Source organism: Bacillus sp. FSL E2-0195 (genome assembly GCF_038003645.1).
GTDB lineage: Bacteria > Bacillota > Bacilli > Bacillales > Bacillaceae_G > Bacillus_A > Bacillus_A mycoides.
On the sequence record NZ_JBBOPN010000001.1, the window covers coordinates 2,656,116 to 2,678,470 of the forward strand.

35 protein-coding genes are annotated in these 22,355 nt (G+C 33.9%); 7 read left to right on the forward strand and 28 right to left on the reverse strand.

What is annotated here, in order from left to right; genetic code table 11:
• From MHH59_RS13505 to MHH59_RS13530, 6 genes are all read right to left on the reverse strand, one after another.
• Positions 1-195 (reverse strand): hypothetical protein, encoded by a 195-nt coding sequence (locus MHH59_RS13505; protein WP_098403608.1) that lies wholly within the window; start codon positions 193-195, stop codon positions 1-3.
• A 397-nt stretch (positions 196-592) separates the two neighbouring features.
• Positions 593-1,468 carry a hypothetical protein gene (locus tag MHH59_RS13510; RefSeq protein WP_098403607.1) on the reverse strand — a complete coding sequence of 292 codons (876 nt, stop codon included), beginning with the start codon at positions 1,466-1,468 and terminating at the stop codon, positions 593-595.
• A 273-nt stretch (positions 1,469-1,741) separates the two neighbouring features.
• Positions 1,742-2,284: a site-specific integrase gene (locus tag MHH59_RS13515; RefSeq protein ID WP_002066661.1), complete on the reverse strand. Its 543-nt coding sequence runs from the start codon at positions 2,282-2,284 to the stop codon at positions 1,742-1,744.
• Positions 2,284-2,766 carry an ArpU family phage packaging/lysis transcriptional regulator gene (locus MHH59_RS13520; RefSeq protein ID WP_033729031.1) on the reverse strand — a complete coding sequence of 161 codons (483 nt, stop codon included), beginning with the start codon at positions 2,764-2,766 and terminating at the stop codon, positions 2,284-2,286. Before MHH59_RS13520 ends, MHH59_RS13515 begins: the two co-directional genes overlap by 1 nt.
• A gap of 28 nt (positions 2,767-2,794) precedes the next feature.
• Positions 2,795-2,965, reverse strand: coding sequence for a hypothetical protein (locus MHH59_RS13525; protein WP_329764323.1), 171 nt, complete (start codon positions 2,963-2,965; stop codon positions 2,795-2,797).
• 113 nt (positions 2,966-3,078) lie between these two features.
• Positions 3,079-3,201: a DUF3983 domain-containing protein gene (locus MHH59_RS13530; protein WP_085960919.1), complete on the reverse strand. Its 123-nt coding sequence runs from the start codon at positions 3,199-3,201 to the stop codon at positions 3,079-3,081.
• A 254-nt stretch (positions 3,202-3,455) separates the two neighbouring features.
• On the opposite strand from MHH59_RS13530, the gene MHH59_RS13535 reads away from it, so the two are divergent.
• The gene (locus MHH59_RS13535) at positions 3,456-3,671 is read left to right on the forward strand and encodes a spore germination protein (protein ID WP_002066656.1); all 216 of its coding nucleotides are present in this window, start codon (positions 3,456-3,458) and stop codon (positions 3,669-3,671) included.
• 120 nt (positions 3,672-3,791) lie between these two features.
• On the opposite strand, the gene MHH59_RS13540 is transcribed toward MHH59_RS13535, so the two are convergent.
• The gene (locus tag MHH59_RS13540) at positions 3,792-3,965 is read right to left on the reverse strand and encodes a hypothetical protein (RefSeq protein WP_002088119.1); all 174 of its coding nucleotides are present in this window, start codon (positions 3,963-3,965) and stop codon (positions 3,792-3,794) included.
• Between the two features lie 394 nt (positions 3,966-4,359).
• Here MHH59_RS13540 and MHH59_RS13545 point away from each other — a divergent pair, with 394 nt between their 5' ends.
• Both MHH59_RS13545 and MHH59_RS13550 read left to right on the forward strand, forming a co-directional pair.
• Complete coding sequence (locus MHH59_RS13545) at positions 4,360-5,052, forward strand: BclA C-terminal domain-containing protein (RefSeq protein ID WP_340851455.1); 693 nt, start codon at positions 4,360-4,362, stop codon at positions 5,050-5,052.
• 452 nt (positions 5,053-5,504) lie between these two features.
• Entirely contained in the window at positions 5,505-5,792 is a 288-nt protein-coding gene (locus MHH59_RS13550) for a hypothetical protein (RefSeq protein ID WP_016092208.1), read from the forward strand.
• Positions 5,793-6,252: 460 nt separating this feature from the next.
• On the opposite strand, the gene ltrA is transcribed toward MHH59_RS13550, so the two are convergent.
• From ltrA to MHH59_RS13565, 3 genes are all read right to left on the reverse strand, one after another.
• Positions 6,253-8,052: a group II intron reverse transcriptase/maturase gene (ltrA, locus tag MHH59_RS13555; protein ID WP_340851458.1), complete on the reverse strand. Its 1,800-nt coding sequence runs from the start codon at positions 8,050-8,052 to the stop codon at positions 6,253-6,255.
• A gap of 1,135 nt (positions 8,053-9,187) precedes the next feature.
• Positions 9,188-9,586 carry a hypothetical protein gene (locus MHH59_RS13560; RefSeq protein WP_215599581.1) on the reverse strand — a complete coding sequence of 133 codons (399 nt, stop codon included), beginning with the start codon at positions 9,584-9,586 and terminating at the stop codon, positions 9,188-9,190.
• A gap of 205 nt (positions 9,587-9,791) precedes the next feature.
• On the reverse strand, positions 9,792-10,391 hold the full coding sequence (locus MHH59_RS13565; protein ID WP_201052823.1) for a hypothetical protein: 600 nt from the start codon (positions 10,389-10,391) through the stop codon (positions 9,792-9,794).
• 214 nt (positions 10,392-10,605) lie between these two features.
• Here MHH59_RS13565 and MHH59_RS13570 point away from each other — a divergent pair, with 214 nt between their 5' ends.
• Both MHH59_RS13570 and MHH59_RS13575 read left to right on the forward strand, forming a co-directional pair.
• Positions 10,606-10,938, forward strand: a complete 333-nt coding sequence (locus MHH59_RS13570) for an S-Ena type endospore appendage (protein WP_002088126.1) — start codon at positions 10,606-10,608, stop codon at positions 10,936-10,938.
• Between the two features lie 73 nt (positions 10,939-11,011).
• Positions 11,012-11,422: an S-Ena type endospore appendage gene (locus MHH59_RS13575; RefSeq protein ID WP_340851462.1), complete on the forward strand. Its 411-nt coding sequence runs from the start codon at positions 11,012-11,014 to the stop codon at positions 11,420-11,422.
• A 71-nt stretch (positions 11,423-11,493) separates the two neighbouring features.
• Here MHH59_RS13575 and MHH59_RS13580 read toward each other — a convergent pair whose 3' ends face one another.
• The 11 genes from MHH59_RS13580 to MHH59_RS13630 form a co-directional block, all read right to left on the reverse strand.
• Entirely contained in the window at positions 11,494-11,949 is a 456-nt protein-coding gene (locus MHH59_RS13580) for a nucleoside triphosphate pyrophosphohydrolase family protein (protein WP_340851464.1), read from the reverse strand.
• 26 nt (positions 11,950-11,975) lie between these two features.
• A complete protein-coding gene (locus MHH59_RS13585) occupies positions 11,976-12,449 on the reverse strand; it encodes a sugar ABC transporter substrate-binding protein (protein ID WP_340851466.1) in 474 nt (157 codons plus the stop codon).
• A 26-nt stretch (positions 12,450-12,475) separates the two neighbouring features.
• The gene (locus tag MHH59_RS13590; RefSeq protein WP_000717825.1) at positions 12,476-12,643 is read right to left on the reverse strand and encodes a DUF3954 domain-containing protein; all 168 of its coding nucleotides are present in this window, start codon (positions 12,641-12,643) and stop codon (positions 12,476-12,478) included.
• Positions 12,644-12,661: 18 nt separating this feature from the next.
• Positions 12,662-13,021: a cell division protein SepF gene (locus tag MHH59_RS13595; protein ID WP_340851468.1), complete on the reverse strand. Its 360-nt coding sequence runs from the start codon at positions 13,019-13,021 to the stop codon at positions 12,662-12,664.
• Complete coding sequence (locus MHH59_RS13600; protein WP_050000408.1) at positions 13,014-13,292, reverse strand: AbrB/MazE/SpoVT family DNA-binding domain-containing protein; 279 nt, start codon at positions 13,290-13,292, stop codon at positions 13,014-13,016. The genes MHH59_RS13595 and MHH59_RS13600 overlap by 8 nt, the downstream gene beginning before the upstream one ends.
• Positions 13,293-13,308: 16 nt before the next feature.
• Positions 13,309-13,503 (reverse strand): hypothetical protein, encoded by a 195-nt coding sequence (locus MHH59_RS13605; RefSeq protein ID WP_340851471.1) that lies wholly within the window; start codon positions 13,501-13,503, stop codon positions 13,309-13,311.
• A gap of 2 nt (positions 13,504-13,505) precedes the next feature.
• Positions 13,506-14,369: an ATP-binding protein gene (locus MHH59_RS13610; RefSeq protein WP_340851473.1), complete on the reverse strand. Its 864-nt coding sequence runs from the start codon at positions 14,367-14,369 to the stop codon at positions 13,506-13,508.
• Positions 14,311-15,195: a DnaD domain-containing protein gene (locus tag MHH59_RS13615; protein WP_340851474.1), complete on the reverse strand. Its 885-nt coding sequence runs from the start codon at positions 15,193-15,195 to the stop codon at positions 14,311-14,313. Before MHH59_RS13615 ends, MHH59_RS13610 begins: the two co-directional genes overlap by 59 nt.
• Before the next feature lie 229 nt (positions 15,196-15,424).
• Complete coding sequence (locus tag MHH59_RS13620; RefSeq protein WP_165763982.1) at positions 15,425-15,571, reverse strand: hypothetical protein; 147 nt, start codon at positions 15,569-15,571, stop codon at positions 15,425-15,427.
• Positions 15,571-15,837: a helix-turn-helix domain-containing protein gene (locus MHH59_RS13625; protein ID WP_340851480.1), complete on the reverse strand. Its 267-nt coding sequence runs from the start codon at positions 15,835-15,837 to the stop codon at positions 15,571-15,573. Before MHH59_RS13625 ends, MHH59_RS13620 begins: the two co-directional genes overlap by 1 nt.
• 54 nt (positions 15,838-15,891) lie before the next feature.
• The gene (locus MHH59_RS13630) at positions 15,892-16,083 is read right to left on the reverse strand and encodes a helix-turn-helix domain-containing protein (protein WP_050000403.1); all 192 of its coding nucleotides are present in this window, start codon (positions 16,081-16,083) and stop codon (positions 15,892-15,894) included.
• Between the two features lie 223 nt (positions 16,084-16,306).
• On the opposite strand from MHH59_RS13630, the gene MHH59_RS13635 reads away from it, so the two are divergent.
• On the forward strand, positions 16,307-16,657 hold the full coding sequence (locus MHH59_RS13635) for a helix-turn-helix domain-containing protein (RefSeq protein WP_088074295.1): 351 nt from the start codon (positions 16,307-16,309) through the stop codon (positions 16,655-16,657).
• A gap of 9 nt (positions 16,658-16,666) precedes the next feature.
• Here the strand turns inward: MHH59_RS13635 and MHH59_RS13640 are convergent, their stop codons facing one another.
• From MHH59_RS13640 to MHH59_RS13660, 5 genes are all read right to left on the reverse strand, one after another.
• Complete coding sequence (locus MHH59_RS13640) at positions 16,667-16,795, reverse strand: hypothetical protein (protein ID WP_272938034.1); 129 nt, start codon at positions 16,793-16,795, stop codon at positions 16,667-16,669.
• Positions 16,796-16,961: 166 nt separating this feature from the next.
• Positions 16,962-17,108: a complement C1q protein gene (locus MHH59_RS13645; RefSeq protein WP_088074297.1), complete on the reverse strand. Its 147-nt coding sequence runs from the start codon at positions 17,106-17,108 to the stop codon at positions 16,962-16,964.
• Positions 17,109-17,148: 40 nt separating this feature from the next.
• The gene (locus MHH59_RS13650) at positions 17,149-18,300 is read right to left on the reverse strand and encodes an AimR family lysis-lysogeny pheromone receptor (RefSeq protein ID WP_106408228.1); all 1,152 of its coding nucleotides are present in this window, start codon (positions 18,298-18,300) and stop codon (positions 17,149-17,151) included.
• A 561-nt stretch (positions 18,301-18,861) separates the two neighbouring features.
• On the reverse strand, positions 18,862-19,023 hold the full coding sequence (locus MHH59_RS13655) for a hypothetical protein (RefSeq protein WP_340851494.1): 162 nt from the start codon (positions 19,021-19,023) through the stop codon (positions 18,862-18,864).
• 18 nt (positions 19,024-19,041) lie between these two features.
• Positions 19,042-19,191: a hypothetical protein gene (locus MHH59_RS13660; RefSeq protein WP_199626736.1), complete on the reverse strand. Its 150-nt coding sequence runs from the start codon at positions 19,189-19,191 to the stop codon at positions 19,042-19,044.
• 204 nt (positions 19,192-19,395) lie between these two features.
• Here MHH59_RS13660 and MHH59_RS13665 point away from each other — a divergent pair, with 204 nt between their 5' ends.
• A complete protein-coding gene (locus MHH59_RS13665) occupies positions 19,396-20,505 on the forward strand; it encodes a site-specific integrase (RefSeq protein ID WP_199626737.1) in 1,110 nt (369 codons plus the stop codon).
• Between the two features lie 38 nt (positions 20,506-20,543).
• On the opposite strand, the gene MHH59_RS13670 is transcribed toward MHH59_RS13665, so the two are convergent.
• On the reverse strand, positions 20,544-21,245 hold the full coding sequence (locus tag MHH59_RS13670; protein ID WP_050000399.1) for a pPIWI_RE module domain-containing protein: 702 nt from the start codon (positions 21,243-21,245) through the stop codon (positions 20,544-20,546).
• A gap of 331 nt (positions 21,246-21,576) precedes the next feature.
• Positions 21,577-22,263: a thiaminase II gene (tenA, locus tag MHH59_RS13675; RefSeq protein ID WP_002032475.1), complete on the reverse strand. Its 687-nt coding sequence runs from the start codon at positions 22,261-22,263 to the stop codon at positions 21,577-21,579.
• Positions 22,264-22,355: the final 92 nt, after the last annotated feature.

The window sequence follows — 22,355 nt, forward strand, 5'->3', positions numbered from 1 at the left end:
TTACAAATAACTTACATACGTTTTATTTAATTTAATTTCAAATTCAAGACTTTCTATTAATAACTCAGGAACGTCTTGAATTTCTCTAAGGCATTTTTGAATTTCCTCTTTTATTGATTCATTATTTCCTACAGGCAACAATATCTTAAAACTTGTTTTCGTTTTATTAAAATTATTACCTTTCACTTTTTTCATCCTCCTCCAAAATAAAAAGCACCCGAATGGATGCTTTGCTATCATTTACTTATTTGTTTTTCAATTACGATATGTGAAGTTTTATCCTTCTCTCAGCTAACAACCACGACAGACACTCTTGGCGAACTTATCAGGTCCCCCTCATTCTGTCTACCTAGGATGTTGTTAGCTCAAAGAAGAGCAAAAGCTCTCCTTAATAACGGTATCATTCAATCACTACCATCTGCTGGTTTCGGATTTTATGTGCCGTCATTACGAACCGTTTAGAATTTTAGAAACGACATAGTGAGTTGTGTTTTCCGCCACTTCTCACAATACAAATATAACACGATACTTCCAAAACAACCGGCGCATTTACTGCCAAAAAGCGGTCACAACTCTGCCACAATTAAATTTCTTAGAACACCGCTAATGTGATTTTATTTATGTCTGGCACTACTAAATATAAAAATCCATTTATTAATATAAAAGAAATCAATAACATACATGTAATCGCGATAATATAATTAGTAAATTTATAAATAAACAACCTTCTATACATCCACATAATAAAGCTATTTGCATTCCCTTTATTTTTTACATTAACAATCCAATTTAACACAAAGAACAACTGGAATCTAATAATCCAAATCAAACTTATATAAAGTAATCCAATCCCAAAAAATTTAAACATAATTGTTATAAATTCCTGATGATAAGTACTTGAAACGTTAAAGAATCTTCCTAACAATCCATTCCATCCTCCAGTTTTTATAAACTGCTCTGCGTTATCAATATTAGAGTTGCTTATTATTGGAGAACTCAAACTCATATTAACTATAAGAAACATACACCAATAAACAAGCGGAAAAAACAATCCCATCTTATCTTTCGTAGGTAACTCTTGCAATATTGCTACTTTATGTACCCCGTAGATTATTAGTATTGTAATAATAAGGCCAAAAGAAAATGTTATATACCCAAAATCTATTATCTCATTCTTGTAAACTAAAGATAGATAAATCAAAATAAGAGAAGCTATTATATGGATAATTAACCATTCTCTTGATATGTCGCTATTTACTTTTCTTGTTTCCATAATTTTTGGTGGAAGATTAATAATTTGAATGTGTTTAATTGAATTATTTATAGTGGTAGCAGCTACTTCATTTTTTTTATTGGGTGTTCGAAAAATCCAAATCACAATAATCCCCAACAACGTATAAATCGCACTTGCAATAAGATTCCCCATAATTCCGTCAAAACTCAATTCAATCACTCCTTTATTTTTCATGCTTTATCTCTTTATACATTAATGTTTTAATTCCTACTTTTCTTTGTTGAAATATTTTTTTTTGAAAATTAGAATATTACATTTTCACTCTTGTATTCTTTATAGACCAAATAACAATTTTATATTTAATCGAATTACCCATATCTTATATTCTGTGTAACTGAGTCAAACGCTACAGCCCTTGCTATTCATAGTTTTATAACACTTTCTCTTTTAAGTTACACAGTAAGAAAATTATGCGTAACTGTATAGATTAAAAAGAAAAAACAATGCTTAGATTTTAAATCTACTCATTGCTTTATCCATTGCATCTTGGTTTACACCTATATAACGTAACGTGACCTTCTCTGATGAGTGATTGAATATCTCCATGAGTAATGCTATGTTTTTCGTTTGCATGTACATGTGATACCCGTATGTTTTTCTTAACGTATGCGTCCCTATCTCATCTAATCCAAACTCTGCTGCAGCTCCACTTAATATCTTATATGCCATACTGCGACCAATCGGACGATTCTTCCCTTGTCTACTTTTTAATAGGTACTCATCCTCTTCTCTATTTTCATTGAACCATTTAAGCTCTCTCTTTAGTGCTGTTGTAATCTGTATACGCTTCTGCTTACCTGTCTTCATTTCACGCATTGAGATGTGGCTGCTTTTTAAATCTCCAACCTTTAGTTTTAAAATATCACTTATACGTAACCCTGTATTAATTCCCATCACGAATAAGATATAATTACGGTCACTCTTTTCTTTCAAATATTCTTTTATCTGTTGTATTTGCTCTGGATTACGTATTGGTTGAACAAAATTCATTATTCATTACCTCCAGTCTCTTCTGTCTCGTAAACTTCTAATCCAAGTGCAAAAGCTAGTTTATAAAATGCTTTAGACTTCCAACGGCGGTAAGTACGCTCTGACATTCCGATTTCGTTATAAACCATGTAATCACATACATCCTCTTCTTCTAAATAACGTTTACAAATAATATCCCTTTGGATACTTCCTGCACGTCCGTTTCCTAATCGATTTAGAAATTGATCAATACGTAATGACATTCTTTCGAGCCATTCTTCACGTTTACTTTGTTGAATATTCGCTATGGCAACATCTTCTAATGGCTTACCAACTACATGTGTAGGACCGTGCTCGCGCATTTCATAAGAAGGAGTGACTTTCATTTCTTTACGCATCATCCCAAATTGTCTATGTATACGTACACTTTCCAACACGCCTTCTAATTCCTCTTGTGTTGCCGTTCTATCGATTTTTGGTAAGAAAGATAATTGTTTAGTCATGTAAAGACCACCCCTTTTTATTTTTTAATTACTTTTGTCTTAAAGCTCCACGTCTACGTTCATAACGTGGTCCACGAATCCCCATTAAATCTTCAATTTCACGAGTGCTTAATTTCTCTTTTTGTTTTTTCTTGTTTTTCTTCTTCGCTTGTTTTGATTGCTTATTCCACTCACGCAATTGATCCCTTAGCACCTTCATTTCTCCATCTCCCTTTTCAAAATAAAAAGGACACCATTTCTTAAAACAGCTCTATTGCTGCTCTAAAAATTGGTATCCTCTAGTTTTCTAGCCGGACTGTATTCTGTTTTCATTTATTTGATAATACCAGCCTGCACAAAGATGTTTCTCCAAGCTTTGTTAACTTGGTATTTATCAACGTCTATCGCACGACGAGCGATAGCTTTTCTTATTTTCTTTTTCTTTGCATTTGCCATTCCTCTCATCCCTTTCATGCAAACGTCTCTCAATTCCATTTTGGAGCGTTTCACTCCTCTTGATACCTATATTACATTCAAAAATAATCTAAACGTGAATTGTACCTATTTTATAAAGGCCTTTTCCCCACAAAAGGATTATTTTATTAAAATCTTCACAAGCCATAACTTCGAATTCTTAGATCCAAATGAACCTCTAGACGAATACACCATATGCTAATTTAAATATTTTTTTAGGAAAGTAGGTGAATACTATGCCCTCAGTTGTAGCAAACCTTGTCGTACAAAATAGTGCTGGTTCTTTCAACTTAGGCGATTTTTATAACGTTTCTCCAAAAGAGAATACAAAATCTTATAATGGTTCAGGGGCATCAAATGTTGGTTTTGTTGTCAATACCTTTAGCGGTGTTAGCGCAACAAACACATTTGATGCTGATGTTGCAGACCAAAATCAAGTTGGGACAGCTTAAATTTATTCACTCCCTTCTCCCCCTGAATAAAACTCAATATCCCGTCCATACTATAGATAACCCATCTTTAATGTACTGTAACCATTTAGATCTTCTTTAAGACTAAGCAGTTAGCTTTTGCTAGCTGCTCTTATTCTGTAAGTACATCTCATCTATAATTACATCTTTTTCAATTAGTTCTTCATCCTCCACAAGACCATTACGTACTTTATCAATTGCTTTATCTAGATCAGGTGCTTCCACAAATGCTTCATAAGATTTAGTTTCATTAAATTCAACGCGATATCTTTTCAAATCCATTCCTCCTGAATAAAATTTAATAATTCGCAAATGCTATACACAGGCAATAAGCCAGAACTCATTTAACTGTCCCTGTAGTTCTTCTCTTCTCTGTATTAAGCAGTTAGCTTTTGCTAGCTGCTCTTTTGTTTGAAATTAAAATAGCGATTTCGTTCAAATACTTCACGCCCCATGAAAAAATTACATATGGTATCACGTACTCTTTTACATTAAGAGTTTTGGTTCGAAGAGCACTTATGTTTAGTGCTCTTTTTGGTATGGGATGCGAAATAGAGTCTTACTCTTAAGGCCTATTTTGATTTTCATAGTTTTTTTCCTTACACCTGTGTGTCGGTTTACTCATAAGTTGTTATAGTATCGTTAGTTCATTTATGAGGGAGGTGTAAAAATGAGTAAATTTAAAAAGAATTGTCACATACCCTTTCCATGTGCCTTTCCTTTGCCTCAAATAGGGCCTACTGGAATAACTGGAGCGACAGGACCTTCAGGGCCTACTGGAATAACTGGAGCGACAGGACCTTCCGGTGGACCTCCAGGACCTACGGGACCGACCGGAATAACTGGAGCGACAGGATCTTCCGGTGGACCTCCAGGACCTACGGGACCGACCGGAATAACTGGAGCGACAGGATCTTCAGGGCCAACCGGGCCTTCTGGGCTTACAACATCTGGTTTATCTCAGTATGCTTATGTTTTCAATACAGCAGCTCAAGTTATTGCCTTAGAAGCACCTATTCTTTTTAATTCACACGGCACAATCACATCCGGTTTTACTCATACTCTTGGAACTTCTCAGATGACAGTTATTAATGCGGGAGATTATAAAATTTCTTTTTCTGTATCAGGAGTTGAACCTAATCAATTTGCACTCTTTTTAAACGGGGCTCCCGTTACCAACTCCGTTTATGGATCAGGTGCAGGAACTCAACAAAACAATGGGCAAACAGTTCTCACTTTAGCCGCAGATGATATTCTTACCCTTAATAATCATACTTCCGCTGCTGCAGTTACTTTGCAGACTTTAGCGGGTGGAACACAAACCAATATAAATGCTTCAATTGTAATTGAAAAGTTAAATTAATTATTCCTTGAAGCTCTGGCAGTCAATAATCTAGAAAGGATTCTTTTTTCAACAAGTATTTAGCATTAGTGATTCATTTTCACATTACGTTGAAATGGTCATATATTCTTTCGAAGCAAGAAACCCTAATCTACTTTTCAACATTTCACTTTTCCCCTAAAGAGCACCGTAAGTAAGTGCTCTTTTTTAGTTTCATCTATTCTACAAAATGAAATTTTTATACCAATCCTCACCAAGTGTTATAGCAATTATGTCGCCTCTTGTCTTCTTCTTTTAGCCAATTCATTTTAATATAGCTATATCCTATAACTTACCTTCTAATAAATTTATTTTAGAAGATTAAAAACACATGTTTATTGCCCATTCCTCAAACAACCCATACCCGTATAAATTATTAAGTATCTAAAATCCATAATTGATCATTATTTTAATCAAAAGAGAGGAGTGTTAATATGGACATCAACAATCAACAATCTTATACCCCTATTGATTATTATCGAGAGCCTCAGCAATCCTTATATCCACAATCACATAACCTTCAACAACAAACTCTTACTATAATAACTCCAGCTGTTAGTCATGGGTTACGAGAAGCCCAGCATCTTGGCTATCGACATGCATTAACAGAAGCTGTTGCCATAGGATACTTGATGGGAAGAGGTTACAATTATAATACCGCTTGGAAAACCGTTGAGTCTTGGTGGAGACCACCAGGGACTCAACTTCCTACGCCGTACTAAAGTTATTAATAAAGTCTTTAATTTGAAAAGCATTACTATATAGTGCTCTTTTGAGTACGGAGAATTTCTACAAAATGAAGTATTTATTAAGTTCACTTCCTTATAACATTTCCAATCTGGTTTACACTATAACTGTAACTTAAAGTTACACATACTAACTTGTAGGGCCTAATTTTCTTTTGTACAACAAGTGGTTAGCTGATTAAGCTGGCTACTTTGTTGTGCCAAGTGATTTTTTCTCAACATCTAACATATAGAAATCAGATTCCATTTTTGGTAATATATACGTAATCTCTATATGCTTAGCTTTATTAAAAGGACTCACCCCCTCAATGTGGGTCCTTTTTTTAATGTTTTCTACTAGTTGCGATAGGTAAGACTTTGAAGTTATCTCCATCTTTTCCCCCGCTTAGCACTGTACGTGCGACTTTCATCGCATACAGCGCCCCATCTTATTCTTCTATACTAAAGTAACTAGATTACAAGCTTTACGAAGTTTGTTTATTTTCTTCAATTGTTTATCGTTCAACTGAAGTATTCTCATATACGTTCTAATCGTCTCTTCATTTGTAGCGTGAATTAGTCTGTGAACAAATTCATGTACAATAATTAGGTTATTGAACTCGTCAGTTCCTCCCATACCTTTCGGTACTTTGTGATGACAGTGTGCTTCATCAGCTAGCAAAAAGATTCTAGTTACAGCACATATTCCGTTTTGCATGGAATATCTCGACATTCTGTTATCTGTATACTCCATGCTTTTCCCTTTGGTGGAGGATAGCAACATTTTTTGTATTTCATTGGCAATGTTACCTTTTAAGCTTTTGATGAGTTTTTGTCTTCCTTTTCTAGTGTAATTACATATATCTTGACTAAAACTTTGAGGAAATCGTGTTTGTATGTCCGCTAGTGGATATACATGATTACCCGCTACTTCAAAGGTTCTATAATTGTTCCTGTGAATTCTTTTGTATAATGTATTAGCGTTGATAGGAATTTCATATTTCCCTATTGATTTTAGACGATTAAATAAGGTTTTCGAGAGACGAAAGGCTATTTCAGCAAAATCTATATTCACATGTGTTGCAATTCTGTAATAGTTTTTAATACCAAGCACATAAGAGTTATAATCCTGTACTGCTTTTGCTGATGGACTCTTTTGAATTGCTTTAATCCTTGTTTTTGCTTTTTCAAGGATATCCTTTTTCTTTTTCTCACTTATATGTGTGTTTGCCACATATCTTTTGCGCTTTTTAACAGATTTGATAGAGAATCCTAGAAAATCTGAAGATTTTCTTTTCAGGTTAGTTATAGATGATTTTTCATTAGATATATTAAGGTTTAATTGATTTTTGAGATAACCTTCCACTGCATGGAATATTTTAGTTGCAGATTCTTGATTGTTTGTAAATATTTTAAAATCATCTGCATACCTAACTATATACATTCTCTTCAGTTTTGCTTTTGATAAACGGTAGTTTTTAGTTTGTACTGTATGTGGTTTTCTTGTTTTGATATTTTCCCACTGACTAGATATCCACCAATCCAAATCGTTTAATACAACATTACTAAGTAATGGACTTAGGATTCCTCCTTGCGGAGTCCCTTTTGTAGGAATGCCTACTCCTTTGATTGGTGCTTTTAACATTTTCGAGATGATTGTCAGTACTCTTCTATCAGTTATACCTATGCTGTATAGTTGTTTTAATAATTTGGAATGGTTTACGTTATCAAAGAAACCTTGTATATCAATATCTACTACGTGATTATATCCCCCTCTATTAATCAAGAATTGACACCTAGCCATTGCATGATGTGTTGACCTGTTGGGTCTGAATCCATATGAATGCTTGTAGAATTTTGCTTCGCATATTGGTTCTAGAACTTGTTTGAACGTTTGTTGAATCAATCTATCTCTCATTGTAGGGATTCCTAATGGACGTTTCTTTCCATTTGGTTTAGGTATTTCTACCCTACGTACCGTATTTGGTTTGTAGTTTACAAGAGCTTTTCTTATGTTATCAACAAAAGAATTTACATCTTCCATTTTATAGTGGTCGATTGTAATACCATCTGTTCCTTCAGTTTTAGAACCAGTGTTAGCCTTTATGTTTCTATATGCCAGTAAAATATTTTCTTTTGATATGATGTGTGTATATAAATTTATACCTTTAGTGGCATTATTTACGCTACGTTGATATAAATCATCAAACACTTTCTGCATGTCGTAATATTCTGCGTGTCGTAATGTTGTACTCACCGATGTATTAATCCCCTTTCTTACGAAAAGTCCCATCATCTTACTCGATCCTGTGAGTTACATCTAGTTAATTTAGTTTTCAAAGAACAAGACTAGGGACTATCCCTCCACATTTGTTATATGCTTCGTAGGTACTGTGTCCCCACCTTCACAAGAATTAAGCAATTTCGGTTCGTTAGAACCTTATATGCATCTGTCCGCTAGTAGACGTTGGTGACAGTTTCTTGCTTACCACGTTCCGATTGACTTAGCTATACATATCTCCTTAAGTGCTTGCTTTAAGCCTGTTATCTTTACATCCTCATCGTTAGATGTTCCGAATTTCATACTATTTAATCTTACTTCTCGGTAGATAACGCCGTCGTTGACGACATACACATTTCTGATGTATTAAACGTTTAGACCCGTACATTCGCAAGTTCGCCAGTCCGTTAGGACATTCTCACCATAGATATTTTGTAGCATCCCGACCTATCCATTACCATATGATTTCTCACTTAGGTTCTGTTCAGCCAACTTCACCTAGCTTCATACAATTTGTGACTACTATCACGCCTTGCATGTAGGAGTATCAGATAAGTAGTTTCAGCTCAACCTGACGGCTTTCATTCCTACTTTCAGTCAATCAGTTGTTGTCATCAAATTGATAACCCTCCTATTTCGTGTTTGCACACTTATAAGGAAACGTGTCGCGCAAATAGCGTTTTTATTAAAAACTTCTCACATTTAAACCGGACAAGCATATGTTATTGTATGGAAGCTTTCCATTCATAGCATTCTACCTTTCTCATTTGAGAGCACACATATAAGTGTGCTCTTTTTTATTTAAGATAAAATAACGTTTTTATTAAAAACTTGTCACCTTTTAACTGGACAAGCATATGTTATTGTATGGAGACTCTCCGCTCATAGAAATCTATCTTTCTTGTCAAAGAGCATACTTACTATGTGTGCTCTTTTTCGCTTGTTATGAAATAACTATTTTTTCACTTTTTTGATACATTTATGAAACATTCATGTGTTATCTTCAGTACGTTCTATTCTTTTCATAAAATCGTGTGAGACATACCAACACAAGAAGCCCTAGAGCCCTAACTCTAGGGCTTTTTCATTTAAAATAAGGATTCTGTACTACTTAATGAGTCACGTCACTGATATCAGCAGTTATCCAATCAGTATCAACATCTTCAATTGGTGGCATTTCTCCCAAGCGCTCAAATGCTATCTTTTTCTTTTTTGCAAGTGATTCATCTAAATTGCTTTGTCTCTCAAGGATTCGTCTTAAACCTTCACCAGCTTTTGCTAAAACCCTCATTGTATCTTCTTTAGTACTTGTTGCCATCAAAATCCTCGAATCAATCGGAATGCTTATAGCATGTATACCTGATGTTACTTCCGAAATATTGATAGAATCACTTAATTGAATAGCACAAAAACGATATTTCCCCACTTTAATTTCATGACCAACTGCAGGTACCCATTCATCAAACGCTAGATAAAAACGTTGAGCTTGCTCGTTCACTTTAATTTCCATTCCATTCCCCTCCAAAATAAGAATTTTGTTTAAATTAATTCTAGATTTCACATAACCATTTTCTTTAGTGACAAGCTTCATAACTCCAAAGTAAGGCATACACTATTAAGAATTTACTCATAAAACACTTTACTTACACCACTTATCATTTTAAGAGCACACATATTTGTGTGTTCTATTCTTTTATAACTAAATAACTATTTTGTTATAAAGTCACTTCTTCTGCTGCAGGTTTGTTTTTCTCTAATTGTTCAATTGCCATTTGCAGCCCTAACCAATAACCAATTAAGCGACGTGGTAACCTTTCACCGAAATTCCAAACATCTTCCATCGTGTCAGAATCTAATGAGCTATTATGATAGACATCACTCAACCAAAAGTGGTAACTTTCCATAGATGAACTCTCACCGATTGCTGAAATAATGCCGTCATATACTTCTTGTCCATCTTCCGTTTCATTCATGTTGTATTCTTTCCAATATTCATCAAGTTCCTTTTTAGCCTTTTCTTCATCGAAATTCCAACGTTCCTCACAAAATGCTGTTAACTTTTCAGTGAAATATCCTAAATTGAATCCCTTGATGTTTGCTAATGTCGCTGGACATGTAAGGTTATACACCGCTTCTCCAATATCACCAGAAACGAACACGTTGTATCCTGAAAGAACAAATTTAGTGCGATACATATTCGTTCCAGGCTTGCCCCAGTAAATAACCTGCAATCCTTCTTCACCTTGAATTTCAGCTACATGATCTTCAAACCAATTTTCTCTAATATCTTTAGTTGCTTTTTCAATGTATTCCATTTCTCATTTCCCCCTTTTGTATTCAAATAACGCTTTTGTTATAAGTCACTCGTAATAAGTCACTTCTTGTTGCAATCAATATAATACGTAACTTCCCTTGTATTTGAACCAACTTCCTAAGAGCCGTGACCTATATTAAAAACAAGCATCTAATAAATGAAAGGATCTTTATTATTCCAATAATCACCATCTAATAAATGAAAGGATGATGTATATGTGTTGTTGTCCAGACCCACAATTTGTATCTGTTTCTACATGCAATACTTTCACTACAACTGGAGGTGATGAAGTGGGTGGAGCTGTAGTATTTAATAATACTGGAGGTCCAGTCCTTTCTGGCTATGTTACTTTAACTAATAATCCTACAAGTGGTACTATTACTGCTTTTTTAGCGAATAATGGTACAAACATTATTGGCCCAATAACTCCAGGAAATAGTCAAACTGTTTTTGTGTCAAACATAGGAACATTGGATGCCTTTTCTGGTACCGCTGGCCAACCTGTTAGTGGTAGAGTTTGTGTTGATGCTGCCCGTCAAGTAGCTTAGCTTTTAAAGAAAAAGATATTAATTCATTTTTGGGTTAATATCTTTTTCAATTTATAGAAATGAGGCATTATATATGAAAAAAAAATTTAGGGATTTTAAATACTCCATTACAGTCCCTTGTGCTTTTCCTATCCCAGTCTGTGATGTATTACCCAAACCACAAGAAGAACGAAAAATTGTATGCAATGACATTTGTGGTAACTTTTTACTTAGTGACAACATTACCTTTCTAGAAGTTTGGGAAAAGAGAATTGATCAACCTGTTACTGCTACTGTCACGATTTTTAACAGTATACAAAGCTCACTTATTGAAGTTAATGTGCAACAAAACACTGGTAACTCAATTCTTTTCACAATCCCTCCTGGAAATTCGATTTCCAAAACAATTGGAGACATCAAAGTAGTTACCATTCTTCTCACCGAACCCGGTAGTGCAAGCGGAAAATTTTGTTTAGATATAAATTTCACTATAAAGTCCCTATGAATATTATGAAGGGACTTATACATATCCCTCCAAATCTCTTCCTTGTTTCTTAATAAAATTCAAATTTGGTCTTACTTCACATCAACACGTTTTTGACTAGCTTCTCGACTAAATCCGTCTGGGTATCTTGTTGTTAGTTTAGATATATTCATTTGAGCGATATCTTCTAGGGTGTATCCCATTTCGTGAGACATGATTGAAATGTAGTACAAAATGTCCCCCAGCTCTAAAGCGATTTTATACGTATTCCCTTCTTCTTCTCCTGGACAATGAGCCGGATCAAATCCATGACCATGGAAAATTGCTTTTTTTACAATATCAGCAACTTCACCAGCTTCTCCCGTAAGCCCTAATGCTGCATTTAAAACACGTCCACCGAAATCGTTATTTGTATTCCATGTACGTAATGCGGCTTCTTGATATTGATCTAATTCACAAATTTGATTGATATTCATTACAGCTTGTCCACCCTTTGATTCACTAACTAATTTAGCTGTTACATATACACCGTTTTCCATTGCTTTCATTTTTACTCGCTCCTTCAATAATTTAATTAAGAAACCCGTTTTTCTGTTTTTATCAAACTATTAAGCATGTACTCTAAACCAAACTGGTCTAATATTAACGCTGCTAATTCAATTTGATGCCTTCCTAGCCTGTTTGCTATATCTTCAATACTGAACCGCTTCACCCATAAATCTTTGAAACGTTCTATATCTGTCGCTTTCCAAAGGAAGTCCATTTCCTCTAAAGTGATATATACATATGGAGGTAACTCACTATTTGATTTGCTCCTTACATTTCCGGTACCAATTTCCCCTAATCCAATAGAGCGTTTATGAATCTTGTACTTATCCACTTGATCTAAAATAAGCACTGCAATTTCAATTGGTTTTCTTTTAAGTTCTTTTACAATCTCAGCAAAACTACAGTTGCTATTCCATAGCTCACGAAAGTGAAATACCTTTCTTAAGTCCCAAAGAAAATTTACTTCTTCCAATACCACACGAATATTTAATTCATTCATTTGGTACACTCCTTACACAAAAATAATTATTTTATCTTTTCAGTAAACTTAGTATCCACACGATCCACTTTACCGTTAATCCATACAGCGACTTGCTCACCAAATCCGCTCATTGGTGGATTTACTGCTGTTACATTTCCGTCCTTCACTATTAAAAGTTTGTTGCTACTAACATCGATTTCTATTTTTTTCATATGTCCCTCTCCCTTTTACTACCGCATGTACTCGACAACATCAGGTTTAAAGCCACTTCCTAAATAAATCCTTATAGGAATAGCTTCTTTTTTATCCCTTGCTGCCTTACACAACTCTTCAGCTGTATCCCAATTAAAGAACTTATCTAACGCGCGCTGAAATCGCCAAATTGCCATTACATATTGTTCAAAGATGTCATAGCGATCATCTTGTTTAGTAGTGCGAGGTAATTCATCCGTACCCTTTGCACTCTTTGGAACTTGGACACGTACATCAGCATATGTAACGCGTCCAGTTCCTTTCTTCACATTTGCTTTCATCACATCGAACTCACAAATTGCTGGCTCTACATCGAATATATTTAGCTGCTTAGGCATGTGTCATCCCACTCTTCTGAATGAGGACCAGCAACTCACTTGCGCCTTCCTTACTTAAAAACATTCGACCATCAAGCAATTCCATGTTTGATTCGGAAACTTCACCCGTTACAAAGCATGACTTTTCATGTTTTCTTAAAACGATGTTTTCCCCATCAACATGAAAGTCTAGTGCGGTTCCTTCAGCAATCCCCAAGGTTCTGCGTAACTCTACCGGAATTACTACACGCCCTAGCTCGTCCACTTTTCTTGCAACACCTGTATTTTTCATAGCTTTCTCCCCCTTGTTAACTAACTTTTTGTTGTTTATTACGTTGTAACTCTTGTTTCATTGATTCGAATTTTATTAACCATGCTTGCCAACGATTATCATTTTCTGCTTGCTGTTGCTTTGCTACTTCACAATTACAACCGTTCGTTTCAATTACACCTGGATAAGTTTCTTTACGAATAATTCCTGTATCATGACATAATGCACACATTGTTATTCCCCCTTTTTAAAATTGCGTAATCTATAATTATCCCCATGCATTTCTAACATTTCGGCATTTTCCATCATCCGACTAAAATCACGTTCTCCATACATTCCTGCCAATTCACCAATGTTAAAGTTGGTAGTAAATAAAGTACTTTTACCTATACGACTATCTACAATTTCGTTTGTCTTCGTTTGCTTCCAAGTGACACCTTCTTTATCTTTCTCCGTGAATTCCGCTCCAAAGTCATCGATAATCAAGACATCAACTTTTGCTAGTAGGGACATAAGCTTGTCCTCTTTCATTTCACTGTTTTTATTCCAAGTTGATTTAATTTTTGTAAATAGCTTATTCATTTGAATAAACATTGCACTGTGACCCTTTTTCATAAGTTCTTTAGTGGCTGCCACACACAAATGGCTTTTCCCTACTCCATAATCACCCGTTATTATCATGCTTGTTGGCTCTTCTCTATTGAATGAAGTAACAAAATCCATAATCGTTTCTTTAGCATCAGCCAATTCTTTTTTTGTTGGTACATAATTTTCAAATGTAGCTTTCTTGAGTTTGTCATTTATTAAGCTGTTATCAGCAAATGAATCATATAAATGAATGATTTCGTTTTTCTTTTTTATAGCTAGTGTCTCTATAGCTAATTTCTGATCTTCTTTTTCTACCGATCTACATTGAGGACAAAATTCCTCATTTGTTTCTATATCTATCAACATGCGTTTACTACAAACGTCTTTAAATTTTTCTTTCCCTACTAAAAAGACATTCGTGCATCTATTAGGAGACAGTACATATCTTTGACTAGCGTTTCTTGAAGTCGTATTTGTCGATGAAGCTACTATCTTTTTGATTGCTTGCATTGTTTTTCTCCCCTTTTTTACCTTTGTTTTTAAACTCAGCTTCTGACGCATGAACATCTTCTAATGTACAAATGTTTTTATTAGCCCACTGTTTTAAAATCCCCTCAGCGTAGTTCCATTTTTTCTGTTGTTTCAATGCACGTTCCATGGCTGCCTGTACAAGTTCTTCGCTTGTATCGTTTGCCCATTGGGTAATACTATCGGCTACGAATGGATTTAAAATCCCGAAATTATTTTCATAGAATGAGAAGACGTTACTACTACCTACATTCTCTGTAGTATTCTTTGTAGTAATCTCTGTATTTGTCCTTACTTTAAAGTTAGGAGCTCCCTTACTTTGAAGTGAAGAGGTTCCTGACTTGGAAGTGACGACCCTCTTTACTTCCAAGTCAATAGGGTCTTCTTCTACTTGTTGATACATACTAGAAATACTTTTTATTTCATTTACTTTTGGCTCAACAAACATTACGTTGTTTAGCGTTATTTCATTTACAATAATTGTTCTAAATTCAATTTCAATTAAGCTCATTTCCACCAATAAGTCACAAGCTCGTTTTACTTGGATTTTCGAAAAACCAAATGTCTCTGCTAATTGCTGGTAACTCTTTTGAAGCTTATCCGATTTGAATTTTTTCTTATAAGTAACCCTTCCAGTAACTTCATCTCTAATAACTGTTGGTCGATACCAGTAAACAATTTCGCTCAGTACCATAATTGCTACAATATGAGGCTTATCATTACTAAAAGTGATGTAATTAAACCATTCATGGTCTACCACATTACCTTTGAAATTTAACCCTCCAATTTCAGTTACGATATTCGTCATATGTATTTATCTCCTTATACAGATTGCTATGTGTGATGTACCAATTTTGATAATTTGTTGAATATCATAATGCGGATAACCATCACTGAAGTATTGATTAATCATCAGTTTTAACTCTTATTTTCTTTTTGCTAATTCCCAGAATTTATTAGGTAACAGCACTTGATAATGAACTAAGTGCATGTACTATTTCCCTACTTTCGTGATATACTAATAACAAGTGTTTTTTCTAAAGAGACCCATTGCCGTGGGTCTTTTCCTTTTGTTCTACATCACTCCAAGCCCATTTTTTAATTGGTTCGTACGTGATATTAGCAATCCATGTACTACATGCAATTAGCATTCCGAATATTGCTAACGATGCTGGATTTTCCACTAAATCACCTCCTTTTGTGCTTCAAGCCAAGCTTCTAAGTCCTTTTGCAGGAAAAGTAGTTTGCGACCTTCCCTAATCACTGGAAAGTGTGGATGATTGGCTAATTCATACATTCTACAAACTGCGATATTAAGATAAGCAGCCGCTTCCTTCACCCTCATTACCTTATTGGGTTGCGAGTGTTGTTGGAATGTAGCTAGTGCTGCTTGTATTTCTTCGCGAACAACTTCACGGATGGATTCTTTAATGATTTGATCTATACCCATTTTCTTTCCTCCTTTTTCTCTCAACTTAACTTTTTAACTTAACAAGCAGTTAAGTTAAGGGTAAAAAATTTTAATATTATCTAATTTAACATCAAAGAAATTTGCGATTTTTACAACCAAATCATAATAAGGACGTCTTTTTCCATTTTCTATGTACCAATAATAAGGTTCAGTGATACCAACAGCTTCTGCTACATCCTTACAAGTATAACCACGTTCTTCTCTTAGCTGTTTTAGAGTTTTCATAAGCAACTCCTTTCTTCTATAATAGCTGTTAATCACATAATAACTTAACCTACGGTTAAGCGCAAGTCTTTTTCAATAAAAAAACATATAAATTTCCCTCTTTCAACTTAACTGTTAGTTAATATATAATAAAAACAAAAGAAAATATAAAAACATATATATTTATATCCTTTTATAAAAAAACTAATGAAAATATAAAAGAAGACTAATAGGGGTGTTTTTAATGTTCAATTACGAAAGATTGAAGGAATTGATTAATAGTAGAGGAATAACTCAGCAACAATTAGCTGACGCAATAGGTCTTAGTCACGTGTCTATATATTATTATGTAGAGGGAAAAAAATCTCCAGGTACAAAAACACTACAAAAAATAGCCAATTATTTTAATGTAACAACGGATTATTTACTTAATAGAAGTGACGAGCCAGAATTAGATGAAATACTTGATAAAAAATTCAAACAGATGAAAGAAAGAATGGATGGACTTTCTGAAGATCAACAAGCGATTGTGTTAAAACAAATGGAAAGTATGATGGAAAGCTTCGAACAACTTAATAATAAATCGATAAAATAGCCAAACCCATTATGAGGCGTGGCTATTCTTTTCTTGTTCAAACGCTATTTCGATACATTCATCAATCTTATCTTCTTTATTGTTTGAAGTAATAGCCACACCTTGTAGAAAAGCTTTTAATACTTCGTCTCTTGTCATCTCCAATTCCCCCGCATCCTATTTTGTATATTTTTGGAATTAATTACTTTTTTATCATTTTCCCCAAAAGGGAAATTTCTCCGTAAAATACGAATGACATCGTCAATTAAGACGATGTCATTTTTAATTTATATTTAATTAAAATCAGTCACGAAACTAGGATTTACTACCAGCCTCCGCCTGGATCAGTCATCATACGCTGAACGACAGGTTTAGACGCTTCTTGTTTATTATCTGTTTGTTGGCTATCAGTAGAAAAAGTGAACAATCCTGCTACTAATAAAATTGGTAATAATGCTAATATTCTTTTCAATATTTTCACCTCTTCTTTCGGAGATAATTATACCATTTTTTCAAATTAAACCCAAGTATATTTTAGGTAATTGCGAATAATGAATATTACCAGACTTTTGGCACATCAATAAGGACTTTCGTAGTATTTCTTCCTTCTCTTTACCTTCACATGTAAGAGCGTAATACGCTGTTTGAACATCTGTCAGTTCTCCATTTTTCTCTTTTAAGTCTAATAGTATTTTTCTGGCTTCTAATGAATCTCCTTGTAATATCATCAGATATGCCTTTTCACTAGAATGTACAAAGTCTAAAGTATCTAAATCTCTTTGGTGATGAATCTTTAAAAATGATAAAGTTTGTTGTACAAGTTCCCATTTATTTTCTAACCCTTTGCAAGTAGGATTCCCTAATAATTCTAGGGTTTTTTCCAAATAAAACTTGGCGCTTTCATAATTTTCAGGTTCGAATATTAATGACTCACCCATTTTCAAATATGCATTAAGTTTTGGTAGCGAAAAAAAATCATCCCATTCTAATTCATCTAATATATCTCGACATGTTAAACGTGACTTGTCTATTTCTCCACCTTGTAAAGAAGTAACAGCAATCGCTTCTTTATATCTCAAAAACAGACACTCTTTTATAAACTTATTTGTTATATCATTGATTTTATCGTTAACTGTTTTTAATCTCTTGTACAAACTTTTGTAATTCCCAGACTGATATTGAGCTTGGCATAATAAAATTTCTATCAGTATTTCCATTTCAGTTGTTTTAACACTTTTGCTTTTTTTGCGTAATAATTCAAAGTATGCAGAAGCTCTCAACCCTTCATGATATCTTTTATAAAGAATCTCATATACTTCAGCGAACTCTTTATTTTCATTTACTTCAGAAATAATTTCTTGATCTATAATTCCTTTCAACAAGTCGAACTTTCCTCTAAGAGCAAGATCTTCCATAGCCTCTCTTATATTTTCAGGTTTAGGATCTGTCTCTGATATATATTGGGAAACAATTTTTGATTGTGAAATTAAATTTTTCTTTAATAAAATAAGCGTCTTTGAAAGATAGCCAAAGCTTATATCATTAGTCCCTTTAAAAACTTTGGTTACAGTAGCTGGCTTAACACCCCAATAATCAGCTAACTGTTTTTTCCTAAATCCAGCTACATACAATTCTCCTTCAATTACATTTAAAACTTTCCACACTTCTTGTTCCTCCCTTTGGACCAAAGACGCTTCGCTCTTTTCCTCAAATTCTAAACAGGAAATTCATACCATAGTAATGATTTAGTAATATCGGCATGTTATAATGTAAATGTTACTCATGAAGTGACCGGAAATAGACTTATGGCAGATGTTCCCCTGGTGAGTCGGGCGAACGGTACAAGAGTGTTGCGAGCACTACTTGTACACGCTGTGAGTCTTTTTTTCGTTCCAGTTATTTCGTTTATAATAACATAAATTTCCCAAAATTCGGTCATGGAGTTACCTGACAATTGTTGAGAAAGTTTAAAAAACGCTATATAGCAACGTTCCTCGTGCTCGATGGAATAAAATATGTAATTATGCATTTTTTGTTTTGAGATCTTATATCCAATCATAACCGTAAAAATTAACATATTTTTGCTAACAAAAAAAGAGAGCACAATGCTCTCTTTTTTTATATCCCTGTTCCTGGGTCTTTCGTGTAGCCTGCACCTAGATCATACATACCCATTTCCCCGCCTGGCCCAAGGTCTTGTGATTTTTTTGAGTAAAATAACATAATTACCATCCTCCTGGATCAGTCGAATTTTTCAAACCTCCACCACCAGGTTCAATCATCTTATGTCCACCTGGTTCCTTTTCATAGCCAGCGCCGCCACCACCTGGGTCATATGATAACGGACTTCCACCTGCACCGCCTGGGTCTTTTATGTAACTGTTCATTCCGCTATTCCCCCTTTGTTATACACCTGTACCTGGACCTAAAATCGATTTCCATCCTGTTCCAGGTTCTTCGTTGCATTTCCAACCACCACCGCCTGGTTCGTTATGCCAACCTACACCAGGATCAGTTACTCTGTGCCCACCAGGGTCCTTTGCAAATTCTCCCATATTCTCCCCTCCTCTCTTCATCTGAATCTACTAATATTCTACTATTATTTAACATCAACTGACAATCATATCCTATAACTGAATTTGTTCATATATGGTAAAATGTATCCATCGCTGATATGTCCAAACATGTAATTTTCATAGCAGCAAAATTACAACTAGACTTATACAACATGATTCAAAACAAATGAAGGAGTGTTTTAAGTGAAAGGACATATTCGAAAAAGAGGAAATAAGTATTGTATTGTTATTGATATCGGTCCTGATCCGGAGACAGGAAAAAGAAGACAGAAGTGGTTTTCTGGATATAATACAAAAAAAGAAGCACAGGCTGATGTCGCGAAAAAGATTACAGAGTTGAATGAAGGGACATTTATAGAGCCATCTAAAGTTACTTTAAAGGACTACCTAAATCATTGGCTAGAAATTAAAAGTATGAGCATAGAAGAGAGTACCTTTGCTTGCTATAGGGCATTTATCAACCAACATGTTATACCTAGTATAGGAATGATTTCGCTCCATAAATTAAATGTTATGCACATTCAAAAATGTTATAAATCCTCTATAGATAAAGGTATTACAAACAATTCCATTCTGCTTATGCATAGAATTTTAAAGAGTTCTTTAAATCTAGCTGTAAAACAAAATGTTATTTCTCGAAATCCAGCTGCTTTTGCTGAGATACCAAAAAAAGAAAAAACCTCTATCCAGACTTGGACAGAGGAAGAAGTAAAAAAGTTTCTATTGCATTCACAAGAATCACCATATCACATTGGATATCTACTTGCAATAACTACGGGTATGCGTCTGGGAGAAGTTCTAGGCTTAAGATGGCAGGACGTGGATTTTGAAAAACATACTGTTACAATAAATCAAACATCTGGTCATAACAATAAAATCAAAAAAACGGCAAAAACAAATTCGTCAAAACGCACAATTCCTGTGCCTAAAGAAACAATAGAATCCTTAAAAAAGCATAAGATTACAATTAATAAAGAGAAATTAAGATTTGGTTCTGCTTATCAAGATTTGGATTTAATTAATTGTAATGAGTTTGGAATGGTTATAAAAAGAGCAACTTTCAGAAATCATTTCATTAGAACGACACACAATGCAGGCATAAAAGAAATTAAATTCCATGACTTAAGACACACACACGCAACCATACTATTAAAACAAGGAGTTAATGCTAAAATTATCAGTGAAAGATTAGGTCATACAGATATTTCAATGACATTAAATGTTTATTCTCATGTTTTACCGAACATGCAAGAAGAAGCTGTTAAAAATTTTGGTAAAAGCATCTTTGGATAACTTATGTTTGCAAAATGTTTGCATTTCATAAAAATAAGTCAAACAAACGTTGTTATATCAAGGTTTATTTGACTTATTATCTTATATTGTTGATAAAACCTCCTAATCCCTACAGATACTTTTAATAGCGGAATATTCTCACCTCCACGAGTTACGTATTCAAACCGATATACATAAGAGAAATAATCATGTGTTTCTTCATCTTTAATTGGCTCAGACATCGCTTCAGAAACATGTTGTGATCGCAGTGGTGAAAAATATATTTCTTCCTCATTTTTATTTTCCATACGTAAAGGCTGTTCGCAAAAAATATGAGTAATTAGAGCTGGTACCCATTTAGAAAACGTTTTTTTATCATGTAATGCTGGTAAATTACTAATTAAATCATACTGCCATTCTAAATGTGGTGGATCTATTAATTTATTAGGTTTCCAATCATGAATAACCTCATACCAGCTTTGGAAAATATAGTCTAACTGTTCTTGTTTCATTGGTTCTTTTGCTACAATCCAGGGCGTATCTTCCTTTAATATATATGGATTATGCTGAATGAATAATATATCAGAAAACATTTCATACAATCTTTCATTTACAAGTTTTAATTTGCTCGTTAATAAAAATGTTCTATAATGTATCTCTACAATCTCAAGCCATTCAATAGGAAAATAAATATACGATACTTTCTCATTATAGAGGGGTTCTACTATATTTTTAAATGCTAATAACTGTAATTTTTCCATATTATTAATACTTCCTCTCTTAATTTATATTGATCATGAGTAATACTAGAAAAGATACCAATTTTTTAAGCATTAACGAATCAATTTTTAACCAAGCACATTAAAGGAAATAGCTAAATTACATTTGATTATACAAATAAAACATTATTAAAATCAAATTAATATAAAGTAACTATTAACATATAACTACCTCCTTATGGGACTTTATATTATAAAATCATTATAATGAATTATTATATTTTTTATCTATGATTTACAAAAAAATTACAGAAACTAAATATAATAAAAGGTATCGCCTCTTTATATAGCGATACCCTTTATACACTCTTAATTAAATAACACCTTTAACTTCTTCATTCACCGGCCATTTTTCTAATGTATATGCCATTTCCCAAAATGAATATTCATATTGACTACTAAAAATAAAATGTTGTCTCATACGATTACGGTCTGCCTCTGTTACTTTTTCAGCGATCGTATCTAATCGTGTGATTTGCTCTTCTACTAGAGTACGGAACCAATCAGATCCATATGCAGAAATCCATTCTTGATAAATTGGCTCTTCTGGTTGACATTCTTTTAATCGTTCACCGATTTCATAATATAACCAATAACAAGGTAAAATAGCCGCAATAATATCTCCTAAATGCCCTTCATAAGCTGCACGATACATATGAGATGTATATGCATATGCAGTTGGCGCAGGAATAAAATTATCTTTTTCTTCTTTTGTAATCCCTAATTTCTTTGCGAAATTCTCATGTAATGATAACTCAGCTTCATACGTATTTTGTGCATGGTGTGCCATACGAGCTGTCGTTTCTAATTCAAGAGCCTTTGCAGCACCTAACGTTTGTACTCTAGCAAAATGACTCAAATAATAAGAATCTTGAAGCACATAATATCGAAAACTAGCTAAATCTAATGTTCCTTCGCCTAGTTTTTTTACAAAAGGATGGTTAAAACTTGCTTCCCAAATTGAATCTACTTCTTTACGTAATGATTGTGAAAAAGTCATTTAATCCCCTCCAAATAATGTAAAAAATATACGTATTTATCCACAATTATTAAAGCTGTAAAATAAAAAAACTTTCTTTACAGGCGTAAAGA

What these genes read in the sequence shown, in the direction of transcription:
- MHH59_RS13610 (WP_340851473.1), bottom strand. Translation starts at nt 14,369, where the DNA reads ATGCAAGCAATCAAAAAGATAGTAGCTTCATCGACAAATACGACTTCA.
- MHH59_RS13505 (WP_098403608.1), bottom strand. Translation starts at nt 195, where the DNA reads ATGAAAAAAGTGAAAGGTAATAATTTTAATAAAACGAAAACAAGTTTT.
- MHH59_RS13575 (WP_340851462.1), top strand. Translation starts at nt 11,012, where the DNA reads ATGAAAAAAAAATTTAGGGATTTTAAATACTCCATTACAGTCCCTTGT.
- MHH59_RS13615 (WP_340851474.1), bottom strand. Translation starts at nt 15,195, where the DNA reads ATGACGAATATCGTAACTGAAATTGGAGGGTTAAATTTCAAAGGTAAT.
- MHH59_RS13670 (WP_050000399.1), bottom strand. Translation starts at nt 21,245, where the DNA reads ATGGAAAAATTACAGTTATTAGCATTTAAAAATATAGTAGAACCCCTC.
- MHH59_RS13625 (WP_340851480.1), bottom strand. Translation starts at nt 15,837, where the DNA reads ATGGGTATAGATCAAATCATTAAAGAATCCATCCGTGAAGTTGTTCGC.
- MHH59_RS13630 (WP_050000403.1), bottom strand. Translation starts at nt 16,083, where the DNA reads ATGAAAACTCTAAAACAGCTAAGAGAAGAACGTGGTTATACTTGTAAG.
- MHH59_RS13580 (WP_340851464.1), bottom strand. Translation starts at nt 11,949, where the DNA reads ATGAAAGCAATGGAAAACGGTGTATATGTAACAGCTAAATTAGTTAGT.
- MHH59_RS13595 (WP_340851468.1), bottom strand. Translation starts at nt 13,021, where the DNA reads ATGCCTAAGCAGCTAAATATATTCGATGTAGAGCCAGCAATTTGTGAG.
- MHH59_RS13640 (WP_272938034.1), bottom strand. Translation starts at nt 16,795, where the DNA reads ATGACAAGAGACGAAGTATTAAAAGCTTTTCTACAAGGTGTGGCTATT.
- MHH59_RS13590 (WP_000717825.1), bottom strand. Translation starts at nt 12,643, where the DNA reads ATGAAAAAAATAGAAATCGATGTTAGTAGCAACAAACTTTTAATAGTG.
- MHH59_RS13550 (WP_016092208.1), top strand. Translation starts at nt 5,505, where the DNA reads ATGGACATCAACAATCAACAATCTTATACCCCTATTGATTATTATCGA.
- tenA (WP_002032475.1), bottom strand. Translation starts at nt 22,263, where the DNA reads ATGACTTTTTCACAATCATTACGTAAAGAAGTAGATTCAATTTGGGAA.
- MHH59_RS13525 (WP_329764323.1), bottom strand. Translation starts at nt 2,965, where the DNA reads ATGAAGGTGCTAAGGGATCAATTGCGTGAGTGGAATAAGCAATCAAAA.
- MHH59_RS13635 (WP_088074295.1), top strand. Translation starts at nt 16,307, where the DNA reads ATGTTCAATTACGAAAGATTGAAGGAATTGATTAATAGTAGAGGAATA.
- MHH59_RS13600 (WP_050000408.1), bottom strand. Translation starts at nt 13,292, where the DNA reads ATGAAAAATACAGGTGTTGCAAGAAAAGTGGACGAGCTAGGGCGTGTA.
- MHH59_RS13605 (WP_340851471.1), bottom strand. Translation starts at nt 13,503, where the DNA reads ATGTGTGCATTATGTCATGATACAGGAATTATTCGTAAAGAAACTTAT.
- MHH59_RS13520 (WP_033729031.1), bottom strand. Translation starts at nt 2,766, where the DNA reads ATGACTAAACAATTATCTTTCTTACCAAAAATCGATAGAACGGCAACA.
- MHH59_RS13660 (WP_199626736.1), bottom strand. Translation starts at nt 19,191, where the DNA reads ATGGGAGAATTTGCAAAGGACCCTGGTGGGCACAGAGTAACTGATCCT.
- MHH59_RS13530 (WP_085960919.1), bottom strand. Translation starts at nt 3,201, where the DNA reads ATGGCAAATGCAAAGAAAAAGAAAATAAGAAAAGCTATCGCTCGTCGT.
- MHH59_RS13585 (WP_340851466.1), bottom strand. Translation starts at nt 12,449, where the DNA reads ATGAATGAATTAAATATTCGTGTGGTATTGGAAGAAGTAAATTTTCTT.
- MHH59_RS13535 (WP_002066656.1), top strand. Translation starts at nt 3,456, where the DNA reads ATGCCCTCAGTTGTAGCAAACCTTGTCGTACAAAATAGTGCTGGTTCT.
- MHH59_RS13565 (WP_201052823.1), bottom strand. Translation starts at nt 10,391, where the DNA reads ATGGAATACATTGAAAAAGCAACTAAAGATATTAGAGAAAATTGGTTT.
- MHH59_RS13545 (WP_340851455.1), top strand. Translation starts at nt 4,360, where the DNA reads ATGAGTAAATTTAAAAAGAATTGTCACATACCCTTTCCATGTGCCTTT.
- MHH59_RS13510 (WP_098403607.1), bottom strand. Translation starts at nt 1,468, where the DNA reads ATGAAAAATAAAGGAGTGATTGAATTGAGTTTTGACGGAATTATGGGG.
- MHH59_RS13570 (WP_002088126.1), top strand. Translation starts at nt 10,606, where the DNA reads ATGTGTTGTTGTCCAGACCCACAATTTGTATCTGTTTCTACATGCAAT.
- MHH59_RS13560 (WP_215599581.1), bottom strand. Translation starts at nt 9,586, where the DNA reads ATGGAAATTAAAGTGAACGAGCAAGCTCAACGTTTTTATCTAGCGTTT.
- MHH59_RS13655 (WP_340851494.1), bottom strand. Translation starts at nt 19,023, where the DNA reads ATGAACAGTTACATAAAAGACCCAGGCGGTGCAGGTGGAAGTCCGTTA.
- MHH59_RS13515 (WP_002066661.1), bottom strand. Translation starts at nt 2,284, where the DNA reads ATGAATTTTGTTCAACCAATACGTAATCCAGAGCAAATACAACAGATA.